The sequence below is a fragment of the Zoogloea sp. genome (assembly GCF_023150065.1).
GTDB lineage: Bacteria > Pseudomonadota > Gammaproteobacteria > Burkholderiales > Rhodocyclaceae > Zoogloea.
Window position 1 is genome coordinate 1 of record NZ_JAKLLN010000004.1, and the last position, 22,999, is coordinate 22,999.

The 22,999-nt window shown below is 65.3% G+C and carries 21 protein-coding genes and 2 pseudogenes; 13 read left to right on the forward strand and 10 right to left on the reverse strand.

Annotated elements, in window-relative coordinates; genetic code table 11:
• Positions 1-165: 165 nt before the first annotated feature.
• The 6 genes from L6Q67_RS06400 to L6Q67_RS06425 form a co-directional block, all read right to left on the reverse strand.
• The gene (locus tag L6Q67_RS06400) at positions 166-1,200 is read right to left on the reverse strand and encodes an IS630 family transposase (protein WP_059400766.1); all 1,035 of its coding nucleotides are present in this window, start codon (positions 1,198-1,200) and stop codon (positions 166-168) included.
• A 135-nt stretch (positions 1,201-1,335) separates the two neighbouring features.
• Positions 1,336-2,067, reverse strand: coding sequence for a PepSY-associated TM helix domain-containing protein (locus tag L6Q67_RS06405; protein WP_059400662.1), 732 nt, complete (start codon positions 2,065-2,067; stop codon positions 1,336-1,338).
• A gap of 1 nt (position 2,068) precedes the next feature.
• Positions 2,069-3,469: a DUF3526 domain-containing protein gene (locus L6Q67_RS06410; protein ID WP_260633975.1), complete on the reverse strand. Its 1,401-nt coding sequence runs from the start codon at positions 3,467-3,469 to the stop codon at positions 2,069-2,071.
• Positions 3,466-4,878 (reverse strand): DUF3526 domain-containing protein, encoded by a 1,413-nt coding sequence (locus L6Q67_RS06415; protein ID WP_059400664.1) that lies wholly within the window; start codon positions 4,876-4,878, stop codon positions 3,466-3,468. Before L6Q67_RS06415 ends, L6Q67_RS06410 begins: the two co-directional genes overlap by 4 nt.
• A complete protein-coding gene (locus L6Q67_RS06420; protein WP_082136813.1) occupies positions 4,875-5,597 on the reverse strand; it encodes an ABC transporter ATP-binding protein in 723 nt (240 codons plus the stop codon). The genes L6Q67_RS06415 and L6Q67_RS06420 overlap by 4 nt, the downstream gene beginning before the upstream one ends.
• Positions 5,598-5,630: 33 nt before the next feature.
• Entirely contained in the window at positions 5,631-7,649 is a 2,019-nt protein-coding gene (locus tag L6Q67_RS06425) for a TonB-dependent siderophore receptor (protein ID WP_296567013.1), read from the reverse strand.
• An 869-nt stretch (positions 7,650-8,518) separates the two neighbouring features.
• Between L6Q67_RS06425 and L6Q67_RS06430 the strand changes: the two genes are divergently transcribed.
• From L6Q67_RS06430 to L6Q67_RS06480, 11 genes are all read left to right on the forward strand, one after another.
• On the forward strand, positions 8,519-9,169 hold the full coding sequence (locus L6Q67_RS06430; RefSeq protein ID WP_059400666.1) for a hypothetical protein: 651 nt from the start codon (positions 8,519-8,521) through the stop codon (positions 9,167-9,169).
• Between the two features lie 65 nt (positions 9,170-9,234).
• Positions 9,235-10,344: a DUF6094 domain-containing protein gene (locus L6Q67_RS06435; protein WP_059400667.1), complete on the forward strand. Its 1,110-nt coding sequence runs from the start codon at positions 9,235-9,237 to the stop codon at positions 10,342-10,344.
• A gap of 101 nt (positions 10,345-10,445) precedes the next feature.
• Positions 10,446-10,751, forward strand: a complete 306-nt coding sequence (locus tag L6Q67_RS06440) for a hypothetical protein (RefSeq protein WP_059400668.1) — start codon at positions 10,446-10,448, stop codon at positions 10,749-10,751.
• Between the two features lie 98 nt (positions 10,752-10,849).
• Positions 10,850-13,123 (forward strand): helicase-related protein, encoded by a 2,274-nt coding sequence (locus tag L6Q67_RS06445; RefSeq protein ID WP_296567022.1) that lies wholly within the window; start codon positions 10,850-10,852, stop codon positions 13,121-13,123.
• 198 nt (positions 13,124-13,321) lie between these two features.
• Positions 13,322-13,891, forward strand: coding sequence for a PilL N-terminal domain-containing protein (locus tag L6Q67_RS06450; protein ID WP_296567024.1), 570 nt, complete (start codon positions 13,322-13,324; stop codon positions 13,889-13,891).
• The gene (locus L6Q67_RS06455) at positions 13,888-14,535 is read left to right on the forward strand and encodes a hypothetical protein (RefSeq protein ID WP_062798477.1); all 648 of its coding nucleotides are present in this window, start codon (positions 13,888-13,890) and stop codon (positions 14,533-14,535) included. Before L6Q67_RS06450 ends, L6Q67_RS06455 begins: the two co-directional genes overlap by 4 nt.
• 9 nt (positions 14,536-14,544) lie before the next feature.
• Entirely contained in the window at positions 14,545-15,264 is a 720-nt protein-coding gene (locus L6Q67_RS06460) for a TIGR03759 family integrating conjugative element protein (protein WP_296567028.1), read from the forward strand.
• Positions 15,249-15,869, forward strand: coding sequence for a lytic transglycosylase domain-containing protein (locus tag L6Q67_RS06465; protein ID WP_296567031.1), 621 nt, complete (start codon positions 15,249-15,251; stop codon positions 15,867-15,869). The genes L6Q67_RS06460 and L6Q67_RS06465 overlap by 16 nt, the downstream gene beginning before the upstream one ends.
• Complete coding sequence (locus L6Q67_RS06470) at positions 15,866-16,399, forward strand: integrating conjugative element protein (protein WP_054019004.1); 534 nt, start codon at positions 15,866-15,868, stop codon at positions 16,397-16,399. The genes L6Q67_RS06465 and L6Q67_RS06470 overlap by 4 nt, the downstream gene beginning before the upstream one ends.
• An 8-nt stretch (positions 16,400-16,407) precedes the next feature.
• Positions 16,408-18,564 carry a type IV conjugative transfer system coupling protein TraD gene (gene traD / locus L6Q67_RS06475; protein ID WP_134240558.1) on the forward strand — a complete coding sequence of 719 codons (2,157 nt, stop codon included), beginning with the start codon at positions 16,408-16,410 and terminating at the stop codon, positions 18,562-18,564.
• Positions 18,561-19,310 (forward strand): TIGR03747 family integrating conjugative element membrane protein, encoded by a 750-nt coding sequence (locus L6Q67_RS06480; RefSeq protein ID WP_043496613.1) that lies wholly within the window; start codon positions 18,561-18,563, stop codon positions 19,308-19,310. Before traD ends, L6Q67_RS06480 begins: the two co-directional genes overlap by 4 nt.
• Before the next feature lie 91 nt (positions 19,311-19,401).
• On the opposite strand, the gene L6Q67_RS06485 is transcribed toward L6Q67_RS06480, so the two are convergent.
• The 4 genes and pseudogenes from L6Q67_RS06485 to L6Q67_RS06500 form a co-directional block, all read right to left on the reverse strand.
• The gene (locus tag L6Q67_RS06485) at positions 19,402-20,163 is read right to left on the reverse strand and encodes an AAA family ATPase (protein WP_296567045.1); all 762 of its coding nucleotides are present in this window, start codon (positions 20,161-20,163) and stop codon (positions 19,402-19,404) included.
• An 85-nt stretch (positions 20,164-20,248) separates the two neighbouring features.
• Positions 20,249-20,443, reverse strand: a pseudogene (locus L6Q67_RS06490) (ATP-binding protein); the annotation flags it as partial.
• A gap of 34 nt (positions 20,444-20,477) precedes the next feature.
• Positions 20,478-21,902, reverse strand: a pseudogene (locus L6Q67_RS06495) (DNA cytosine methyltransferase); the annotation flags it as partial.
• Positions 21,903-21,963: 61 nt separating this feature from the next.
• Complete coding sequence (locus L6Q67_RS06500) at positions 21,964-22,164, reverse strand: helix-turn-helix domain-containing protein (RefSeq protein WP_009397209.1); 201 nt, start codon at positions 22,162-22,164, stop codon at positions 21,964-21,966.
• 224 nt (positions 22,165-22,388) lie between these two features.
• Here L6Q67_RS06500 and L6Q67_RS06505 point away from each other — a divergent pair, with 224 nt between their 5' ends.
• Both L6Q67_RS06505 and L6Q67_RS06510 read left to right on the forward strand, forming a co-directional pair.
• Complete coding sequence (locus L6Q67_RS06505) at positions 22,389-22,754, forward strand: RAQPRD family integrative conjugative element protein (RefSeq protein ID WP_029133612.1); 366 nt, start codon at positions 22,389-22,391, stop codon at positions 22,752-22,754.
• The gene (locus L6Q67_RS06510) at positions 22,751-22,990 is read left to right on the forward strand and encodes a TIGR03758 family integrating conjugative element protein (RefSeq protein WP_010792128.1); all 240 of its coding nucleotides are present in this window, start codon (positions 22,751-22,753) and stop codon (positions 22,988-22,990) included. The genes L6Q67_RS06505 and L6Q67_RS06510 overlap by 4 nt, the downstream gene beginning before the upstream one ends.
• Positions 22,991-22,999: the final 9 nt, after the last annotated feature.

Genomic DNA, 22,999 nt, shown 5'->3' on the forward strand with positions numbered 1-22,999 from the left:
ACCGCCCGGTGCGGACCCGCATGCCGGGTGGTGTGGGAGGGGAACGGTCAGATTATCTGACCGCCCCTATCCCGATGTCGGGGCTCCCACCCGGCACTTCGCCAAAGCCCAATTTACGCTGCTACGCCCGTATGCCATTATTGATCCGGCCATGAAATATCGAACTCACGCTGCATAGCGGACCGGTTTGTGGTGAAAGTATGCGGCGACGCGTTTCGGGGATTTTGAGAGCTTGCGCAGATGGCTGACGGTTGCCTTCTTCAGTTGTCCCTTGGCTCGAAGCGGAGCCTTCGTTGTGACGGCTTGCTTGAGGTCGGCGTTGAGGCATTCGTCGGGATTGAGTTCTGGGCTGTACGACGGCAGATAGAAAACCTCGATCCGCTCGGTGTTCTCGTCCAGCCATTCCCGCACGACCTTGGCGTGATGAACGCGCAGGTTGTCGAGAATCAGGAAGATCTTGCGCTCGGCGTCCTTGATCAGTCGCTTGAAGAAATCGATCAGGATCTTGGCGTTGAGTGCGCCATCGAAAACCATCCAGCGAACCTTGCCCTGGTTGGTGACCGTCGAGATCAACGAAACGTTCTCGCGCTTGTTGCAGATGCGCACGACCGGTGTTTGACCCTTCGGCGCGTAACCCCGTCCGCGCACATCGTCGGAACGCAGCCCCGTCTCGTCGCCCCAATGAATCTCGGCGCCTTCGGTCTTGGCACGATCGGCGATCGCCGGAAATTCCTCATTCAGCCATGTCTGAACTTCCGCCGGCCGCTGCTCGTAGGCTTTCCTGATCGGCTTCTGCGGCGTGAATCCCCAGCGCTTCAAGTAGTGGCCCACTGTCCGCACCGGCATCTTGAGCCCCGTCTGCTGCCGGATCAGTTCGCCAACTGCCGCCCGGTTCCACAACGCAAACGGCATCTTCATCTGATCCGGCGTCCGGTCGCAGATCATCCGGCGAATGGCCGCCTCCTGATCGGCCGTCAGCGTTCGACCATCGCCCGTTCCCCGGCCTCGCTCGCCAACTGCCACCGCCGGCCACCCTCCGGCCTTGTAGGCTTTCATCGCCGCGATGATCGTGCCCTTGCTCAATTCCGCCTGCGCGACAACGTCATCCAATTTCATTCCGCTCAACCGCAGCTTCACGGCTCGCCGCCGTCGCTCGTTGAGCGCCTCAATTCCCAAAGTTCTCGCGTCTGTTCTTTCCATCTTCATTCAACGCACCAAACGCAAGAACGTTTCAACAATTTATGGCCGCGTCAATAATGCCCTGGGGGCCATCCCCTTATCAGGGAAGTGAAGCGGTTTTCAGGAATGTTCCTTTCGACGGGGTTAAAGAGAATCTCAGATAGCAGTCCACATGAACCAGATGCCGGCCAGCAGCGCGGCCAGGCTGACGCACACGGCCGACAGGCGGATCGTGTGCAGGCGCGACCACAGCAGGAGGCCGGTGACGCTCAGCACGATCAGGCCGCCGGCGATGGTGTCCGACAGCAACACCCAGAAGGCGCTTACGCCGACCGACATGTGCAGTCGCGTCAGCGTGCCGATCGGCGTTGCGTCCTGCGTCTCCACCTTGATGAAGCGGTTGCCGAGGTAGTACTCGGCATTGACGCCGCGCTGCGGGCTTTGCAGGTTGAAGGTCCAGCGTGCGGGTTGCGTCACCTCGCGGTCGGCCCAGGTCACCGTTTTGGCGGGGTCGGCCTTGATGCGCGTTTGCAGCCCCTCGAACTTCAGTTCGGCTTGCAGCCACCGGGCCATGTCTTCCGGCGTCTTGAAGCTGCGCAGCGCCGGGTCCGGCAGCGGGAACTGGGTACTCTTCTGCACCACCTTCTCCACCGGGAGATTCAGGACCGCGCGGTGATTCAGCAGGATGCCGGTGGCGCCGAACAGAAAGCCCAGGGCCGCGCCCCACAGGCCCACGTACAGGTGGATCTTGCGCAGCCAGCGCAGGAACCGCGCGCTGCGGCGAGGCGCGCGCTGCGCCGGGGTTCGATCCGGCGCAGCGCGCGCACCTGGCGGGCAGGTAGCGGGTGTACGGAACGCGGGCATGGCTACCGGGTCGAAACCTTCCATCTCACAGCCTGTTGATTCTGAAGCGGCACGCAACCAGTACGGCAAGCAAGCCAAGGCCTGTCAGAAATTGGCGCAGAATGGAGGAAATGGGCGAGCTGCCGGCAATGGCTGCCTGGCGGGAAAACCGCGGCATCGTGTCGTATTCCGATGCGGCCAATTTCTGGTTGCTCATGATGCGCGGAACGAAGAACGCTCGCCATTCATCCTCGAAGCCATTGACGGCGTGGATATAGCCGAGATAGCGCGGAGCGTCGATTCCCGCCAGACGATCGGCGGACAGCACGGCGGCCAATCCCGGCGAAAGCCAGGCCAAGCGCTCCAGGAAGGTGAAATGGCTGGCACGAACTTCATCGAAAGTCGCCATCATTGGCCGGGCCGTCGCATCGAAGGCGAGGTAACGCGGCAGTCTGACTTGCTGCCAGGGCGGGTTCGCGGCGGGAGCGGCGGGCGTATGTGCCGGGTTGTTTCTGTACCAGGCCGCCAGTAACTCGGACTGCTGTGCTTCGGTCTGGAGCATGGCCTTGCGCAGATCGATGACGGTCGCCAGGCGCGACGGCATGGGTTGTTCCAGATTCGCCGCCCACTCCAAACCGGCCGGTACAGCAAAAGTCAGCGCCAGCCACACACCCAACATGCCCACCGCACCGGCGCCGGAGGATACCGGCAAAAGCGTGAATACCCCGACGATGGCCACCCACACGAAGGTCAGTGCTGCGAGCGTGGCCGCCCACCAGGCGGCGGCTGCCAGCGTCGCGCCCGGATCCAGGGCCAGAGCCAGCAGAGAGGGGATGAGCGCAGCCAGCAACACGGCGCCGAAGCGTATGCCTAGCGCGGCGAAGACGCCTGCCCAGGCATGCCGAGTCTGTGCGCAGACCAGCCGCCAGATGCCTTGCTCACGTTCCTCATGAACCAGGCCATAGCCGAGGCCAATCACCGCCAACGGCAGCAGGAGTGCCACCAAGGTGGAAAAACCGAGCGCGCCGATTTCGCGCAATAGCGGGTTGAAGATCTGGTCGCTGTTGCGGCCATCGGTATGGCGGCTACGCGGGATCGCGTCGATATGGATTTCAGGGCTCAGCAGATCGAACTGAGGCACGCTCAGGGCCAGGCCGCCCTGTGCAGTAAGGCGCACGCTCGGGGCGATGGCGTTGTTGGCGGCGAGCGCCGACAAATCTGGCGCGTTCAGGCCGCCAATGCTTGCCTGGGCTGCCTTTGCCTGTTGTGCGGCAAGGGATTTGTGCCATTGCGCCTCCGCCTGCGCGGCCTGCTCACGCCATGCGCGCGCGCTCAGGCCGCCCTCTACCGCCGCCATGATCAGCACCAGTGCGAAGGCCGCAATCACCCATAGATTGATCGGGTTGCGGACGAAGCGCAGACCTTCCATGCGAAGTAACAAGGTCATGGCGTCAATTTCCTGGCTGAAATGAGCAGAGCCACAGCGGCGGCCAAAGCCCAGAACAAAAGTACGGCAATGTCCATACGGCTGGCCTGCAACGCAAAGGACAGGGGTGGCGCCCGATACTCGAAGCGGTCGACACTGCGCCAATCGGCAGCGCTTCCTTGGCCGCCGACCTCCGTGCCCCGGGTCCGCTGCCAGTCCCACATGTCGGTCAGACCGACGAAGTATTGCCGGTAGGCTTCAGCGGCATTTTCGAAATGCCTTTGCTGCGAAAAGTCCGTCATCGAAAGGCTCATCGACAGCGCCCGCATGGCGATGGATGGACCCAGCAAGGAGCCGGAGCGCATGAATGTCCCTTGCCGCTCGAAGCTATCCCACAGCCGGTCGAAATGCAGCGCATGCACTCGGTTGGAATAGGCGTCCTTGAAGTGGCGGCGGAGTGCGTGAAAGCCCTCCGGCAGGTCTTCCACGCGCTTGACCCCGTATCGATGGAGCGTCTGCGCCTCGAAAGCCTTCAACCGTGTCGTCGAATCGCCATCCTGGTTCAGCCCATGCTCGATATCCTGCTGGATCGACGCCCAGAACTGCGTGGCGCTGGGGATGGGGACCAGCGCCTCGGCCATGATGGCGCCAACGCGCGGCGCGACCAGGACACTGGACAGCCAGAAGGCGACCAGGACGAAAAATGCCAGGCGGCTGCTCTTGAGCCAGGCCGATGCCGCCATGGCCAGCGCGGCAAAGATGCCGTAATACAGGAGGTAGGCAAAACCCAGCACGACGCCGCGCAGGATGTCGTCGCTACCGACACTGCTGACGCCGAACAACAGGAAGATGCCGATCAAGAGGGACGGCAGGAGCAGCAGGGTAAAGGCCAGCAGCAAGCCGAAGAATTTTCCGAACAGGAGTTTCCTGGCGGACAATCCAAGGCTATGCAACATGCGCAAGGTGCCTTGCTCGCGTTCATGCGTGACGGCGTTGAAGGCCAGCGCCACGATCAGCAGCGGCAACAAGGTATGCAGCACGAACGCGGCGCTCATCTGACCGAAGCGGGTGGCAATGCCCTGATCGGCCGCCGGGCTGAAGCGCGCCAGGTTGCGCTTGTGCGGCTCCAGCCACAGCGCTTGTCCCGTGAACTGGCGCAGGCCGGGGTCGATGGCGGCCAGCGGCGACTCGGGTTTGAAAACGTAGATGCCGAAGTGTGCCGCCTGGTGGGTGCCCTTGACCCCTTGCGCCTCCCATTGCGCGCGCACCGTTTCTCCCGCTGCCTGTTTTTCATTGCGCATGTGCCGATACTCTTGCGTCGCGGCAAGAAAGAAACCGAGCAGCACCGCAAACAGCGATACCGCCAACAGCAGCAGCCGCCCATCGCGCAGGATGGACAGGGCTTCCTTGCGCAGGATGGCGCCGATCATGACAGCCCCCGCGCATGCGCCAGGTATTTCTGTTCCAGTTCGTCATGCGCGACGGTATGCGCGTCGAACGCCTCCACCAGTCGCCCTTCCTTCATGATGCCGATACGGTCCGCCACCTGCTTGGCGTTGAACAGGTCGTGAGTGGCCATCAGCACCGCCATGCCGCGCTCCGCCGCGGTGCGCACCTGCTGGGCGAAATCGTTCGCCGCGCTCGGGTCGAGGCCGGAGGTCGGCTCATCGAGCAGCATCACCTTGGCCTGTTTGGCGGACGCAATGGCCAGCCCGACCTTCTGGCGCATGCCCTTGGAATAGGCACTGACACGCTGATCATGCGCCTGCTCCTGCAGACCGGCACTCGACAGCAGTTCATGCGCGCGAGCGCGGGTGATCTGCAGGCCGGCCAGCGCGCAGAAGAAACTCAGGTTCTCGCGTCCGCTCATGTAGTGATACAGCGCCACATTCTCGGGCAGATAGGCGACAACGGAACGAACCAGCCCGGCATTTCCGTGGGGCGATTGGCCATCGATCAGAATCTCGCCGCCGGCCGGTCTGACAAACCCCAGGAAGGTGTTGATGGTCGTCGTCTTGCCCGCACCGTTGCCGCCCAGCAGCGCATAAACAGTACCCGCCGGCACCGCAATGTCGAGCGCATCGATCACCCGCCGCCGGTTGAAGTCGACCACCAGCTTTCTGGTTTCCAGCAGCTTTGCATCAGACATATGCTGCCTCCTTGCTTGATTGACTAGGCATGATCAGAACTCGGTCACCACGTTGAGGCGTATCTGGCGTGGGTCGCCGAGGGTGACGAGATTGTTGCTGCTGAAGGAGCCGCCGTAGACGGTCTTGTCAGCCAGGTTTCTGACGTTCAGCGCGGCACGCCAGCCCTGGCCCTGGTAGTGCACGGCGGCATCGAAGACGGTGTAGCCGGGGATGGTGAAGTCGTAGGAGTAACCGGTGCGTTCGCTCACATGCCGCAGGCCCAGCCCGAAGCCCCAGCCTTCCAGCGGTCCGGCGCTGACGCGATACAGGCCCCAGACGCTCACGTTGTGGCGCGGCACGTTGTTGACGGTGCGCCCGACCTCGCTTGCCTTGTTGCTCTTCGAGACCTCGGCGTCGGTGTAGGCATAGGCTGCGGTGAGACTGAAGCCGTTGCGCAGATCGGCGGCCACTTCGGCTTCCAGACCCCGGATGTGGTGCTCGCCGGTCTGCACGTTGAACGCGGAATTGACCGGGTCGACCGTCAGCACGTTGGTGCGCCTGAGGTCGTAGGCCGCCACCGATGCCGTTTGCCGCCCGCCGTCGCGTTCGAACTTGACCCCGATCTCGGCCTGCTTGCCGGCCTCGGGCTTGAACATGTCGCCGCTCCGGTCCACGCCGGATACGGGATTGAACGAGTTGGCCAGGCTGGCATACGGGGCCATGCCCGGCAGCACTTCCCAGACCAGGCCGACCATGCCGGTGGTGGCCGAGTCCTTCGGTTCGCTGGAGACCACGGACTTGACTTCGTTGAAGGTACGCGTCGTCACACGATCATGGCGCGCGCCGAAAGTCAGGTGCAGTTGCTGCCCGATACGCAGGTGGTCGCGTGCATAGACCCCGGCCGTGCGGATGTCCTGCGTGCTGTCGCTGAAGGCACCGGTGCAGCGTGTGGAGGTAGTGAAGCGGCCGTAGGTCGGCGCGAAAAGATCGATCGTGCCCAGGTCGGCCGAGGTGCAGTTGCGCATGGACAGGCGGCCATGTTTGTCGCCCAGGTCCAGCCCCACCGTGATCTCGTGCGTGCCGATCGGCGACCCGAGCTTGCCGTTGACGTAGGTATCCAATGCCAGTGCGCGGTAGTCGTCGTGCTGGATGTTGCCGGTGCGCGACTGGGTGCGCTCGTCGGCGGCCAGCGTGTCGATGAAAGCCGTGTTGCGCTGCTTCATCGTGTAGTCCTCCCAGCGGAAATTCTGCTGCAGCTTCCAGCCGTTGGCGAAGCGGTGCTGCAACTCGTAGCCTGCACGCGCGCGTCGGGCCTCGACGGTGCCGAAGGAGGGATCGCCGATGAACAGGCTGCGATCCACCCGGCCGTTGATGTTGGGCAGCACCGTGCCCTTGGCCGGCAGGGCCTGGTTGCGCAGGAACTCGCGGTCCAGGAAGCTGGTAAGTATCGTCAGGTCTGTGCGCTCGCCCAGCGCGACGGCAAACGAGGGGGCGATGTAATTGTTCTTGTAGAACACGTGGTCCGTCACGTCGTCGCTTTCGTTGACCAGCGCGGCGACGCGGAACCCCGAGCGACCGTCGGCCGACAGTGGCCGGCCCAGATCCGCGGTGACCTGCCTCATGCCGAGATTGCCCACGGTCACGCCCACCTCGCCGAAGGCCTCGGGCCGGGGGCGCTTGCTCACGATGTTGACCAGCCCGCCCGGGCGTACCTGGCCGAACAGCAGCGAGGCGGAGCCCTTGAGCACCTCGATGCGCTCGGCGCCGAAGATCTCCTCGGCCGGGACGTAGCCGGAACGCATGGTGTTCAGGCCGTCGACGTACTTTTCCTGGTTGCTGCCAACGTCGACGCCGCGGATGCCGAAATCGTCGAAGCCGCGGTTGCCGTGATCGCCGGCCACCACGCCGGCCACGCTGCCCAGCGCCTCGACCAGAGTCTTGACCTGGGTCTGGTCGAGTCTCTCACGCGTCAGCACGGTGATCGACTGCGGTGTCTCCAGCGCACGCGCCTCGCCCTTGGTGGTGCTGGTGATCGTGCCGGGCGTCACGCCGGGCGCGACAGAGCCCCTCACCGTGACCGTGGGCAGTTTGGCCTCTTGGTTCTGGGGGATCTGCGCCGGCAAGACGGGTTCAGCCTGCACCGGGGCGGTGGGCGCGGCAGTTGTCGAAGGGGCTTGCTGGGCGATTGCTGCGAGAGGTGCGAGACCCCAGACAACACCAAGTGCCAGCGCGACCGGGGTCATTCGCAGCATAGTGCTTCTCCTGTGTTCAGAGTGGGCACTGGCTGGCGACGGCTGGCTCGTGCAGTGATGGGTTATTTACTTGGCAACAATCAATTTTTCGGTGGGCATGCTGTCGCGCCGCGAATTATACATGAGAACCATTATATTTTGTAAGAGCTGGAGCACTTTCCTAGCGCTTTGCCCATCCGTTCGAATCCACGCCGGCAAGAATGGGTTCGGATCGAGGAATTCACGGCGGCATCGTAGGGCGGTGCCGGGCGACCACTGCATGAGCGCGCGTGGCTGGCAAATGCCTCGTGCCAAGTCGGTGCTGGACCTGGCCATCACGACGGCGCTGATCGCTTTCCTCGATAAGCGCTTCCCAAAGAAGGCATGACCCGTGTGAACAGGCACGACGGTTCGGCGCGCATTCGGCACCAAGTGGTTCCTTGGTCCGGCGATAAGGGCCTACCAAAGGGGGGCACCGTGCGCAGCGGTTTGTTGCTCCCGCCCCCGCCACGTATTGAAGCAGGCTAGGCCCATGTCCGTCGGCGAAGCCGACAGCATGCCCAGGTAGCCAAGACCTTCAAGGCTACGGTGCGTTGCGACGCGCAGGTCGTTCTTCTTCGCCAAGCCGCTCGCGGCGTTTTCTTCCACCCCTTGGGGCAGTGACTGCCCCGGCGGGCCGTGCTGCCTCCGATTCCTTCGAGGACAACACCATGCCTGTCACCCATCCTTCCAAGACGCTGTATCGCATCGACGAATGCCCCGACCTCATGGCCGACGGCTGCATCGGTGACGAGAACGGCAACCTGGTCTTTCTCTCGATCTGGGCGCGCGACACCGCCGTTCAGGAGTTCCTGGCTCGCCTGACCCTCGGGCGCGATGAGCAGGGGCTGGACCAGTTCCATGTCATCACCGACCAGGGCGCGAGCGTCCCGGTTTTCGTCGGCAACGTCGAGAACCTGGAGAAGCGCATTACCCGCGCCTACCGCCGCACGCTGTTCGGCTCGCTGACCAACGTGTGGCTGTTCGACCGTCGCGCCGTGAAGCCCGACAAGGCCAACGCCAGCGCGCTGGCGCTTCTGCCGCGCGAGTCCGCACACCGGCTCGACCGGCTGTGGACGCTGGTGCAGGACACCTGCCCGCTGCCACTGCTCGACCACTGGCGCGACACCGTGCTGGCGCTGTTGCAGACACGGCGGATGCTGACCGGTCTTCCCTTGGCCCTCGGGCCGCTGGAAGGCCATCGGCTGGCCCTCGATGTCCCGGCGCTGACGAAGGCGTTGGGCGAGCTGATCCGCAACGGCACCCTCGGCGCCATGCAGTACGAACTGGCCGCGAACGCACCGCTTCGGCGTGTGGCGTGAGCCATCCCCACGGGCATGCGCGCCACGCGTGCCCGCCTTCCCTCATCCATCATCAGGAGAAATCCATGGCACTCATGTTTCCGCGCCTGGCGCGCAATTTCATTCGTAACGGCTACTTCCCCACCGACGAACCGACGCTGGAGCGGGCCTTGTCCGCGCTGGCGCCGTCTCCCGGCGCCATGTCCATCCTCGATCCCTGCGCCGGCGAAGGCGTGGCGATCGCCGAAGCCGCCCACGCCCTCGGGCGCGAGCAGGTCCAGGCCTTCGCCGTCGAGTACGACGCCGAGCGTGCCCGCCACGCACGGCAACTGGTCGATCGCTGCATCCACGGTGACCTGATGGACACGCTGATCTCGCGCCAGTCCTTCGGGCTGCTGTGGCTCAACCCGCCCTATGGCGACCTGAGCAAGGACGCCAACGGCAACATCGGCTACCAGGGCCAAGGCCGCGCCAGGCTGGAAAAGCTGTTCTACCAGCGTGCGCTGCCGCTGCTGCAGTACGGTGGCGTGCTGATCTTCATCGTGCCGTCCTACGTGCTCGACGCCGAGCTGGTCGGATGGCTGACGCGCCACTTCGCCGACCTGCGCATCTACCGCGCGGTGGAGACGCAGTTCAAGCAGGTGGTGGTCTTCGGCCGCCGGGTTCGCCAGCGCGACCAGGCTTCGGATTCGGTCAAAGCCGTGCGCGGTCTGCTGCTGCAGATCGGACAGGGTGACGCCGAAGCCGAGGAACTGCCGCTCGAATGGCCGTTCCTGCCGTACACCGTCCCTGCCAGCCCGGTCGAGCCGGAGCACTTCTATCGCGTGACGATGGAACCCGAGCAGTTCGCCAATGAGGTCGGCCGGCTGCAAGGGCTCTGGCCGGCGCTCGAGACGCACCTGGGCGCCGCGCAGCAGTCGCTGCGCCCGCCGGCGCGGGCCTTGTCGCACTGGCATCTTGCTCTGGCCTTGGCCGCGGGCGCGATCTCCGGCGTGGTGAGGTCCGGGGCCGGTCGGGTGCTCGTCGTCAAAGGTGATACTCACAAGGAGAAGACCCTCCAAACGGAATACACCGAACGCGACGACGGCTCCGTGGCCGAGACGCGCATCCTCACCGACAAGTTCGTGCCGGTCATCCGCGCCTGGGACATGACGCCAGGTTCCCCGACACGGGGCGAGGTGCTGACCATCCGCTGATTGTTGTTCCCTGACGGCTCGCCGTCGCTTTCATCCACCCACCGGGGTCATGTCGCCCCGATGGGGTGCCGTGCCCCCTTCTTCGAGAAGGAGAAACCACCATGGCACTTGCTGTCCTCAACCTCGCGTCACAGCCACGCTTTTCGCCCGGGCAGGTGGTCATGACCGCCGGCGTCGACGAACTGGTCCGACAGGGCCGGCTCAACCCCACGCCGTACCTGCGCCGCCATCTTCATGGCGACTGGGGCGACCTGAGCGACGAAGATCGACGTCTGAACGACGCCGCGCTGAAGTCCGGCGAGGATCGTCTGTTTTCGTCCTACCAGGTCACGCCTGACCTGAAGCTCTGGATCATCACCGAATGGGATCGCAGCGTCACCACGCTGCTGCTGCCCAGCGAGTATTGATCGGCATTCAGCGGCCCTGCGCCGTTCCTTTCTTCCCACCCCGGGGCACGCCAATGCCCGCGGGGGCGGTGCGTGCCCCTTCACCTTGGAGCATCACCATGTCCCTCGATCTCGAAACCATTCCCGAAACCGCTGTGCAGGGAGCCCTGCTCGAAGCGGCCGCTTCTCCTCTCACCCTCAGCCTGCAGGACTTCGTGTCCGAATTCGGCGACGAGCTGCTGGATTCCCTCAACCGCGCCAATCCGCCGGTCTACACCGGCCAGGTGCGGGTGCATCGGCAAATGATCCTCGCCGCGCTCAAGCGCAAGCTGTTCCCCGCGCAAGCCGATGTGGTCCACGCCGTCACTGAGCTGTTGGTCGATCGCGGCGAACGCGCCGCGATCGTCAATGGCGAGATGGGCTGCGGCAAGACGACCGTCGGCATCGCCACGGCCGCCGTGCTCAACGCCGAAGGCTACCGCCGCACCCTGGTGCTCTCGCCACCCCACCTGGTCTACAAGTGGCGGCGCGAGATCCAGGAGACGGTGGCCGGCGCCAAGGTCTGGGTGCTCAATGGCCCGGACACGCTGGTCAAGCTGCTGAAACTGCGCGGGCAGTTGGGCGTGCCGGCTCAGGGCCAGGAGTTCTTCGTCCTGGGCCGCGTGCGGATGCGGATGGGGTTCCACTGGAAACCTGTCTTCGCTCGCCGGCGCACGCCTCATGGCGACGTGGGGGCCTGCCCGGATTGCGGGCATGTCATCACCGACCTCGACGGCGAGCCGATCAACCCGGTCGAGCTGGAAGCCGAGGAGTCCCGCCGCAAGTGCAGCCACTGCCGTGCACCGCTGTGGTCGTTGATCCGTCCCAGAGGCCTGTCCGCCAGCGACCAGTCCTCGACCGTGCTCAAGGCACTGAAGCGCATTCCGACCATAGGCGAAGTCACCGCGCAGAAGCTGATGCAGAAGTTCGGCGACGCCTTCCTCGCATCGATGCTCGGGGACAACATCCACGAGTTCATCAACCTGATGGATGGCAACGGCGAGCTGGTCTTCTCGGACCGGCAAGCCCATCGCATGGAACGTGCGATGGCCAACATGGAGTTCGGCTTCGGCGAGGGCGGCTACCAGCCGTCCGAGTTCATCAAGAGGCAGCTTCCCCAAGGCACGTTCGACCTGCTCATCGCCGACGAGGCGCACGAGTACAAGAACGGCGGCTCCGCACAGGGCCAGGCCATGGGGGTGTTGGCGGCCAAGGCGCGCAAGACGCTGCTGCTCACCGGCACGCTGATGGGCGGCTACGGCGACGACCTGTTCCACCTGCTGTTCCGAGCCCTGCCGGGGCGGATGATCGAAGACGGGTACCGCCCGACGAAGAGCGGCAGCATGACGTCGGCTGCGATGGCGTTCATGCGCGATCACGGCGTGCTCAAGGACATCTATTCCGAGAGCACCGGCACGGCGCACAAGACCGCCAAGGGCACCAAGGTATCGGTGCGCACGGTCAAGGCGCCGGGCTTCGGCCCGAAGGGCGTGCTGCGTTGCGTTCTGCCGTTCACGGTCTTCCTCAAGTTGAAGGACATCGGCGGCAACGTGCTGCCGCCTTACGACGAGGAGTTCCGCGAAGTCGCGATGGACACGGCGCAAGCCGCGGCCTACCGCGATCTGGCGGGTCGCCTGACCCAGGAGCTGAAGCAGGCCCTGGCGAAGCGCGACACGACGCTGCTCGGTGTAGTCCTCAACGTGCTGCTGGCCTGGCCGGACTGCTGCTTCCGGTCGGAAACGGTGGTGCATCCGCGCACGCGCAACACCTTGGCGTTCGTGCCGGCTCAGTTCAACGAGCTGGAGGTGATGCCCAAGGAACGCGAGCTGATCGAGATCTGCAAGCAGGAGAAGGCAGAAGGTCGCAAGACCCTGGTCTATTCGGTCTACACCGGCACGCGCGACACCACGTCGCGTTTGAAGGTGCTGCTGGAGCAGGAAGGCTTCAAGGTGGCGGTACTGCGCGCGAGCGTGGATGCCTCCCGCCGCGAGGACTGGATCGCCGAGCAGTTGGACCGTGGCATCGACGTGCTCATCACCAATCCCGAGCTGGTGAAAACCGGCCTGGACCTGCTGGAGTTCCCGACCATCGTGTTCCTCCAGTCGGGCTACAACGTGTATTCGTTGCAGCAGGCTGCCCGGCGCTCCTGGCGCATCGGCCAGAAGCAGCCGGTGCGCGTGATCTACCTGGGCTACGCCAACTCCTCGCAGATGACCTGCCTGGGGTTGATGGCCCGGAAGATCACGGTGTCGCAGAGCACGTCGGGCGACGTGCCCGAGTCCGGACTCGATGTCCTGAACCAGGACGGCGACTCGGTAGAGGTGGCGCTGGCACGGCAGCTTGTCACGGTCTGATCCATGTGCTCATGCCGGCGGCCCCTCGGGGTCGCCGGCTTCTTTCCACGGCCCTTCGGGGCCGTTTTTCTTGGGCGTATGACAGTCCATGGCGCCGCCCCGCCAAGTATTCGGGCGGGCGTCAGTGCGTTTTGTTTGCTGCCCGTCGGCCAAGCGGCGGCGATGGTGAGCGCTCCGTGTTCCAGGGAAGCGCCCTCCATGCAACCATCCATCCGCGCTGTTCACCGCCTGGCCCTCGCCGCTGGCTTGCTGTCCGGCAGCCTGTTGGCCGCCGGCTGCGCCACGACCGCCGCGCCGTCTGCGGCAGCGGTGCCGGCCGCATCGCCAACCGCCGTCGCGCCGGAGCCGGGTTTCGTTCCCGTGGCCCGCTACGGACGCTACACCCTGGTCGAGCTGGTGCCGGAACCTGCGCAGCGCGATCTCTTGCAGCAGGCGGTGGAGGTCTCTATTCCGCCCATGCTCGATGCCAGCGTGGGCGATGCCATGCGCCACGTGTTGCTGCGCTCCGGCTACCGGCTCTGCGATGCGGCCGAGGCCGCCACGCTCTACGCGCTGCCGCTGCCTGCCGCGCACCTGCGCCTGGGCCCGCTGATGCTGCGCGATGCCTTGCTGACCCTTGCCGGCCCCGCCTGGGAGCTGTCGGTCGATGACTTGACCCGCCAGGTCTGCTTCAGCCGGCACGGTGCTCCCACCTTCCTTTCCGCCAACTCGCCCGGCGCCGCCACGTCCGTGCCGGACGCCGACCGGCCCGAGGAGACGCAGCCATGACCTTTCCCCAAGCGCCATCCGAGCGCGATACCCGCACGCGCTGGCTCAAGGTCGCCGCGGCCTTCTGGCTGGTCCTCATCAGTGCCGTGGCACTCATCAACAGCGTCGGCCTGTCGCGGCTCGCCGAACAAGCCCAGAGCAGCGCACAGGATGCGCAGCTCAATGCGCTGGGCCTGCGCGTGGCCGATCTCGAACAACGGGCCGATTCGGACAAGCGCCGGCCGGCGCCGATCAGTCAGGCCGAATTCGCCAACGCGCGGCAGGCGCTGGACGAACGGATGACGCGCCTCGAAGAGGCCGACGAGGCGAGGGCCATGGCCGTCGACCTGCAGACGCTGCAGGCGCGCGTGAACGGAATCGAGACCCGCCTGGAGAAGACCCGGCAGGTGGCATCCGCCGCTCGCCCGCGCGCTCCGGTTGTGACGAAGCCCAAGGTGCCGGAGCCGCCGTTCCGTGTGCTCGGCGTGGAGCTGCGGGGAGGCGAGCGCTTTCTGTCGATCACCTCCACCGCCGCGGCCTCGCTCGCGGGCGCCCGGCTGCTGCGCGAGGGCGATGCCGAGGGCGGCTGGCAACTGCAGTCCATCGAGGCGCAGGCGGGCGTGTTCCAGGTGAACGGCCAGACGCAGCGCGTTGCGGTGCCGTAGGAGGTCGCCATGAACCTGCGGCCGTTGCTCGCTGCCGTCGTTCTGTTCGCCGCTTTCGGCGCATCCGCCCAGCCGGCCCCGGTGACGAACTCGCGCATGGTGCCCGCCCAGGTGCAGCCGGGCGCCGATGCTGCGCTCGACGAGAGGCAGGCACGGGAATGGGGGCTTCAGCCCGAGGAGTGGGCGCGTTACCGGCAACTGATGCAGGGGCCGCTCGGGGTCTATTCGCCCCAGCTCGATCCGCTCACGGCGCTGGGCATCGAGGCCCGCAGCGAGGAGGAGCGCAGGCGCTACGCGGAGTTGCAGGTGCAGGCCGAGGCCCAGCGCGTCGGCAAGACGCTGGCCTACCAGCGGGCCTACGACGCGGCGTGGCAGCGCCTGTTTCCCGGCCAGCCGCGCGTGAGCCTGCCCGGCGCCAAGGCGCAGGGTGCCGGCAACACCGGCTCCGGGCGCCTGGCGGTCTTCGTCAAGGCCGACTGCGCACCGTGCGCGCAGCGCGTGCAGCAGTTGCAGGCGGCCGGCACGGCCTTCGACCTCTACATGGTCGGCAGCCGTCAGGACGACGCGCGCATCCGGCAGTGGGCCACCCAGGCGGGCATCGACCCGGCCAGGGTGCGCGCCCGCACCATCACGCTCAACCACGATGCGGGGCGCTGGCTGTCGCTCGGCCTCCCCGGCGATCTGCCGGCCGTGGTGCGCGAGGTGAACGGCCAATGGCAGCGGCAATAGGTACTCCGGGCCGGGAGCGTCGGCCATCCCGCGTCGCCATCCGCTGTACCGGCGCCGTGCTGCTGCTCGCCACCGGCGGCTGGGCGTTGGCCGCCCTGGCGCGGGAAGTGCCGCCGCCGGCCTATCAACTGGCGGCGCATCGTGCAGACGTGCCGGCGGCGGTGCTGTACGCGGTGGCCTTGCAGGAGAGCGGCGCCATGCTGCGCGGGCGCCTGATCCCCTGGCCGTGGTCGCTCAACGTCGCCGGCACGCCGCAGCGCTATGCCACCCGCGCCGAGGCCTGCGCGGGGCTGCACCGTGCGCTCGCCCACACGCCGGCCAATCGCATCGACGCCGGTCTCGGCCAGGTCAATCTCGGCTACCACGCGCATCGCTACACGCAGCCCTGCGAGCTGCTGGACCCGTACCGCAATCTCGCCGTCGCCGCGGAAATCCTGCGCGAACAGCACACGCCGGGCGAGGACTGGCTGCTTGCCATCGGCCGCTACCACCGGCCCGCCGGCGGGGCACCCGCAGCGCGCTACCGGCGCAGTGTGCATCGGCACCTGACCCGCGTGATCGACCCCGGCGTTCCCGTTCCAACCCTTCAGGTCACCACGCCATGAACCACATCGTCCTCATCGGCGCCATCGCGCTGCTGCCCACGACCACGGTCTTCGCCCAGATCGCCTCCGCGCCGCTGATCGTCGTCGAAGACCGCGGCGGCGACTCCGCGCTGCCGTACTACCAGTCGCTGAATCCTCAGCCGGACCAGGCCACGCCGCCGGCCCCGATGCCAGCCCCGCGCGTGGGCAACGCGGCCGACGCCGAAGCCGCCATGCTGCCGGTGCGCTCGACGCAACTGTCGCCGGGCGAGGTGCAGCGCCGCGTCATCCGGGCGCCGGGCCTGACGGCGCTGTTCCTGGTCGGCGACGACGAGCGGTCGCGTGCCTGGCTGCGGCAGCGGCAGGCGGCGCTGCGCGAGCTGCAGGCCGTGGGCCTGGTGGTCAACGTGGAGTCGATGGCCGCGCTGACGGCGCTGCGCAGGCTGGCTCCTGGCCTGACCCTCTCGCCGGTCTCCGGCGACGACCTGGCCCAGCGCCTGGGCCTGCGCCACTACCCGGTGCTCATCACGTCCACCGGCGTCGAGCAGTAGGTGCGCAAATGGCCCAACCGCATGCGGTCGAGGTGCTGCTGCGGCCAGCGGTGGAGCTTTATACCGTGGCGGTCTGCACCGGCGCCGCGATTCTGTGCCTGGTGGCACCGTGGTCGCTCGCGCTGAACCCGCTGCTCGGCCTGGGCTCGGCGCTGGCCTTCCTGACCTTCGGCGCGATTCGCCTGCGCGATGCCTGGGCGATCCTGCGCCATCGCCGCAACATCCGCCGCCTGCCGCGCTACGTGATGACCAGCCGCGACGTGCCGGTGAGTCAGCAACGCTTGTTCGTCGGCCGGGGCTTTCGCTGGGAGCAGCGGCACACGCACCGGCTGATGCAGACCTACCGGCCGGAGTTCCGCCGCTACGTCGAGCCGACGGCGATCTACCGGGCCGCTCGCCGGCTGGAGGAGCGGCTAGAGTTCGCGCCGTTTCCCGTCTCGACGCTGGCGCGCGCGCTGGCCTGGGACAGCCCGCTCAACCCGGCGCGGCCGCTGCCGCCGGTCGGCGGACTGCCGCGCCTGCATGGCATCGAGCCGCACGAGGTCGACGTCACCCTGCCGCTGGGCGAGCGCGTCGGCCATACCCTGGTGCTGGGTACCACGCGCGTTGGCAAGACGCGGCTGGCCGAGCTGTTCATCACCCAGGACATCCGCCGCAAGGTCCGCGGCGAGCACGAGGTGGTGATCGTCTTCGACCCCAAGGGCGATGCCGACCTGTTGAAGCGCATGTACGTCGAGGCCAAGCGCGCCGGGCGCGAAGGCGAGTTCTACGTCTTCCATCTGGGCTGGCCGGACATCTCGGCGCGCTACAACGCCGTGGGCCGGTTCGGGCGGATCTCCGAGGTGGCCACGCGCATCGCCGGACAGCTCTCGGGCGAAGGCAACAGCGCCGCGTTCCGCGAATTCGCCTGGCGCTTCGTCAACATCATCGCGCGCGCCCTTGTCGAGTTGGGGCAGCGGCCGGACTACCTGCTGATCCAGCGCCATGTCATCAACATCGACGCGCTGTTCATCGAGTACGCCCAGCACTACTTCGCCAGGAACGAGCCGAAGGCCTGGGAGGTCATCGTCCAGCTCGAAGCGAAGCTGAACGACAAGAACATCCCGCGCAACATGATCGGGCGCGAGAAGCGCGTGGTGGCCCTCGAACAGTACCTGTCCCAGGTGCGCATCTATGACCCGGTGCTCGACGGCCTGCGCAGCGCCGTGCGCTACGACCGGACGTACTTCGACAAGATCGTCGCTTCGCTGCTGCCGCTGCTGGAGAAGCTCACCACCGGCAAGATCGCGCAACTGCTCGCACCGAACTATTCCGACCTGTCCGACCCGCGGCCGATCTTCGACTGGATGCAGGTCATCCGCAAACGCGCGGTAGTCTACGTGGGGCTGGATGCACTGTCCGACGCCGAAGTCGCAGCGGCGGTGGGCAACTCGATGTTCAGCGATCTGGTCTCGGTCGCCGGCCACATCTACAAGTTCGGCATCGACGATGGGCTGCCCGGCGCCGCGGCGGGCACAAAGATTCCGATCAACGTCCACGCCGACGAATTCAATGAACTCATGGGCGACGAGTTCATCCCGATGGTCAACAAGGGCGGCGGTGCCGGCGTGCAGGTGACGGCCTACACGCAGACCTTGAGCGACATCGAGGCCCGCATTGGCAACCGAGCCAAGGCCGGTCAGGTGGTCGGCAACTTCAACAACCTGTTCATGCTGCGCGTGCGCGAGACCGCCACCGCCGAGCTGCTGACGCGGCAACTGCCCAAGGTCGAGGTCTATGCCACGGCACTGATGAGCGGCGCCACCGACAGCTCCGACCCGCACGGCAATACCGCGTTCACGTCCAACACCCAGGACCGCATCAGCACGACCAGCGTGCCATTGATCGAGCCCGCGCATGTGGTGGCGCTGCCCAAGGGGCAATGCTTCGCGCTGATCGAGGGCGGCAACCTCTGGAAAGTCCGCATGCCGCTGCCGGCACCCGATCCCGACGAAGCCATGCCGAAGGATCTGCAGGAGCTGGCCGGCTACATGCGGCAGCACTACGTCGAGGCAGGAGACTGGTGGGAGAACCAGGGCATCCCCGGCCTGCAGGACAAGGCGCTGCCCGACGACCTGCTGGACGACTTCAAGCAGATGGCCGCCGCTGAAGAGGCCGAAGCATGAGCGACCCGGCCGTCGCGGCCCAACGCCAGCAGCAACGACAGCAAGGCCTGATCGCCGGCCTGGTCACGCTGCCGTTCCGCTTCTTCGGCGTGCTCTGCGGCGCGCTGCTGCTGTGCATCCTGATCGAGTGCGTCGGCATGCACTTCTTCTGGCCCGATCAGGGCTGGCGCCACGCGCAGGGCATGCTGCACTATGAGCTGGATCAGCTCTCCACGCATTTCACGCGCAGCGCACTCGTGCAGGAGCCGGGGCGCACGGCGCACCGGCTGGTCGAGCAGGGCTACGACTGGCTGTTCGTGAAAAGCGGTCTGCTGGACTGGATACGCGACGCCTCGACGCAGGCCAGCGCCGGCAGCCATCGCCCGACCAAGGATTTCCGCTACTACATCGGCTTGGTCTACGTGAACGTGGAGAGCTACCTGATCGCGGCGGCCTACACGACGCTGGTCTTTCTCGTGCGGCTGCTGGTGCTGTGCCTGACCCTGCCACTGTTCCTGATGGCCGCCTTCGTCGGGCTGGTGGACGGCCTGGTGCGCCGGGACATCCGCCGCTTCGGCGCGGGACGCGAGTCGGGGTTCATCTATCACCGCGCCAGGGCCAGCCTGATCCCGCTGGCCGTACTGCCGTGGGTGACTTACCTGGCACTGCCGGTCAGCGTGAACCCGTTGCTGATCCTGCTGCCCAGCGCCGCATTGCTCGGCGTGGCGGTGTGCATTGCGGCGGCAACGTTCAAGAAGTACCTGTAGCTGCAGCCCTGCGCCAGGTCAGATAAACGATGCCATAGTTTCGGTGCTCTGCTTCGTCAAGAACGTCAGCATTGGCGCGAACAAACACGTTTCAAGCAATCTTCTTCTGCCTGTCTCGCAGAGACGCGGCCCAGTCCTTCAAAGCCTGGATGTCCTGAAAGAGATCAGTAGGTGGTGGCGGCGCGGCATTCCTACCGCTGGACGGATCGTGTGCGTCAACAATGTCGCAGCACTTCTTGAATCCGGCGGCGAAAGCATCGCAGTCAGCCTCGTTGAGCGCACTGACCTTCTTCAGGTCCTTGGCGTTGATGTAGTCCCTGTGGCGTTGAATAACGCGGACGAAAGCGATGTCCTCCAGGCCGCGCTCCCATGTGGCGCGCAGCGAGTTGTAGAGCTTTGCCACCTCGACCGCGTACTCGTCTTCCTGGTTGTTGTCATGCAGCAGCTTTGCCGCACGCGCCGCCTTCTCCAGCTTGTCGATGCGATCTTCGACGCTCTGGGCCTTCCAGGGCAGGCCGTCGGCCACCATACCGGCTCCCGCGGCGCCACGACTGAGCGTCGTGAGCCGCACGGCCTGCCCGGTCTTCGTCGCGTGGTCATTCAGATCGTTCACGAACACCAGATCATGCGTGAAGACGATGACCTGGCGGTTCTCCGCTTCTTCCACGAGACGCTTGGCCACCTGCCCGCGCCAGCGATGGTCCAATGAGGACACCGGGTCATCGAAGACCAGAGCAGAGCGGTGCATCGCGGTGGCAAGCTCGGTCATGAAGGCGGCCAGCGCCACGCAGGTCTTTTCCCCTTCGCTCAGGATTTCGTGGACCTTGGCATCCGGCTTGGCGAAGAGGCGCACCTGATACTGCGGTGAGCCGTTCGACATAAGGCAGCCCATGGATGTCCGCATCGTCCAGGATGGAAAGAATCCAGTCGTCGGCAGCATCGATGCGATCCAGATTCCATTCGGCTCCGCAGACAGTTCCATCGCGTGTGCTCACAACGGTCAGCGAGCGACATTGGGAAAACGAGGCTGTCTTCAGGCCAAGGCCGAAGCGCCCAAGATCCTTCGGCGACCGATGCTGCCTGGGGTTGCCGGTCCCATGACGCATCGCATCGAGCAGCTCGTCTTCCGTCATCCCCCTGCCGTTGTCGAGGATGGGTGTACTGCTCAGTGCGGTTGCCCGCGAAGACGTAGTTGTCGGGAAACGTCTGGAGCCGTGCTGCTTCCCTGACCGTGAGACTTCTGCATTGGGAGGGGTCGTAGTGGATGTAGTAGTGCCCGTCCTTGGCAATGTGAGCCACCACCGTGGTGGACGGTTCGTTCCTGCACTGCACGCGGAACCGATCCTTGAACGGGATCGTTTCGGATTCCCGATCGACATGCACATTGATGTGATCGGGAAGCAGCTTGGGAGGGAACACATCCAGCCGTGGGCAATATCCCCATAAATGAGCGAAGCTGGCCGAGAAAAGATAGCGAGCAAGATCGGATGCCATGTGCGCGCGCGCTTCATGCTGACAGACACCACCCAGGCTTCGGTCGTGAAGCCATTGCTGAAGCTCGGTCGGCTTCTTCGGCCTTCTGTAGCCTCGTGAAATGAAGGCGCCACCGGTCGTGGTGCTGGTTGCCGCAGCGGCAAAGGCACGCATTGTCCCGATCATGACGGACTCGTTTTCTGTCCTCCATCCCTTGACGTAAGAGGGGCCAGCCTGAACAGCCTTGCGCCATGCCTCCACTGAATCGCCACGCGACAGCTTGCTGCGGATTCGGGGAAGATCGTCAATGGCCTGTTTGACCGTGACAGGCCTCGCTACTGGTGCCAGCAACTGGTGTTGAGGCATGTCCAGCCCCTTTCTCACTCCGAGCAGAATCACGCGATGCCTGCTTTGCGGGATCCCATGGCGCTCAGAATGGATAAGGTAGTCGGTGGGTTCCAGCGAACTGCCGTCGCCCTTCTTGGTGAAGGATCGGATCTCATATTCGAGCCCCTCGGTCGGCATCGAAAGATCCGCAATGATCTTCTCGAACATTGGGTCGCCGGAGTGCTTCGAGGAAAGCAGACCCTTGACATTTTCCATCACGAAGATGGTGGGCTTGTGCACTTGGATGATTCTCAGGTATTCCCTGTAGAGGAAGTGCTTTTCATCCTTGTGAAAGTCCTTGTCGTTGGCGCGTCTGGAGCGCCCCGCCAGCGAATACGCCTGGCAGGGCGGGCCGCCGATCAGCACCCAGGTTTCCTGCCCCTTCAGTGCAGCGCGAATTTCCCTATCAATACTGGCTTCGTCGGACTTGCCAAGCTCTAGGCACCTCGCTTCGGCGGCAGCATGCTCGAAGGCGCTGGCCACGGCAGGGATCCTGCGGAAAGCGGCCTCATCGATCTCGCCTCGTATGTAGCTGTAGTAGTGCTTGACGTCCTTGGTGCCACGCAAACGCCTGAACACTGCCCTGAGCGTCAGCGTGCGATGTGCGACAGCATCCTTTTCAATGGAAAGGGCGATCTCGAAGAATGGCTGCCGTTTGTGGCCCTGCAGGGAAGCAAATCCTTCCCCGAGCCCTCCTGGGCCAGCAAAAAGATCAATTATGGGAACTGGCACGCCAGCAATCCTCCCCTTGGTTCTTTCCCGAATGTGATTCGGTTGCTGATTTGGTGCACGCTCACTCTGCCTCCGGCTTCTTCTTGCTGATGCTTTCGGCGATCCACCGATCCAGCTCCGAGCGGCGAAAGCGCCAGGTTCCCCCAAGCTTGAACGCCGGAATCTCGCCTTTCTGGGCAAGGCGATAGACCGTCCGTTTCCCGGCTTTGAGGTAGGCCGCGACCTCCTCAAGCGTGAGGATCTCGCTCTCGACTTCAGTCATCCGGAAACCATCCGATCTGGCCTTTCGTTGATTACGATTGCCAAGTTTAGCCAATTCTACCAAGCTGCGGTAGGTGCTGGCCAACTCCACAATCCCGGGAGCATTGGACGGTTGATCGCCAGCTCGCCCCGGAAATCCGGTCATGCCGTAGTTCCCATTCCCTGCGGCGCAAAGCGAGAGCGCGCCACAGCATCTGGCCATCCGCTTCAACGGGGAATGGCACGATGGGACAGACCAACCGCCGCGCATCCGCATGGCCTTCGCTGGCCGTGCTGTTGGCCGTGTTGCTCTCGGCCATGCAACCCGCCATCGCCGACGACACCCCGGAGCGTGAGCAGCTCGCCGCGCTCGCCCGCCAACTCGACCTGATCGACCGCCTCGCCGAGCACGCCGCCCATACCGCTCCGCAGGAACGCGCCCGCTACCACTTCGACTACGCCCGGCTGCGCGCGGACCTGAAGCGCGTTCGCGCCGGCCTGCAGGACTACCTCGTGCCCCAGCGTGCCCAGCCGCGCGATCCCGTCCCGCTGGTCGGCGATTACGTCCGCCGTGACCGCGCCGACGACGAGGACGAGGAGCCATCGCCATGACGCCCTCTGCCGATCAGGTCGCCGCCTTCCAGGCCAACGGCGGCTTTGCGCCTTCGGCCGTCTCTGCCGTGGTGCTGGGCTTCGTGTTCGCCGTGTTGCTGCTGTGGGGCGTGTGGGCCATGCGCACCGCCTACGTCGGCTGGGCCGAGCACCGCATCACCGAACGTCAGTTCCTCGCCGTCGTCGTGCGCTTCGTGGCGATGTACCTGGTGCTGACCTTCTTCCTCCTCTCCTGACCGTCACGA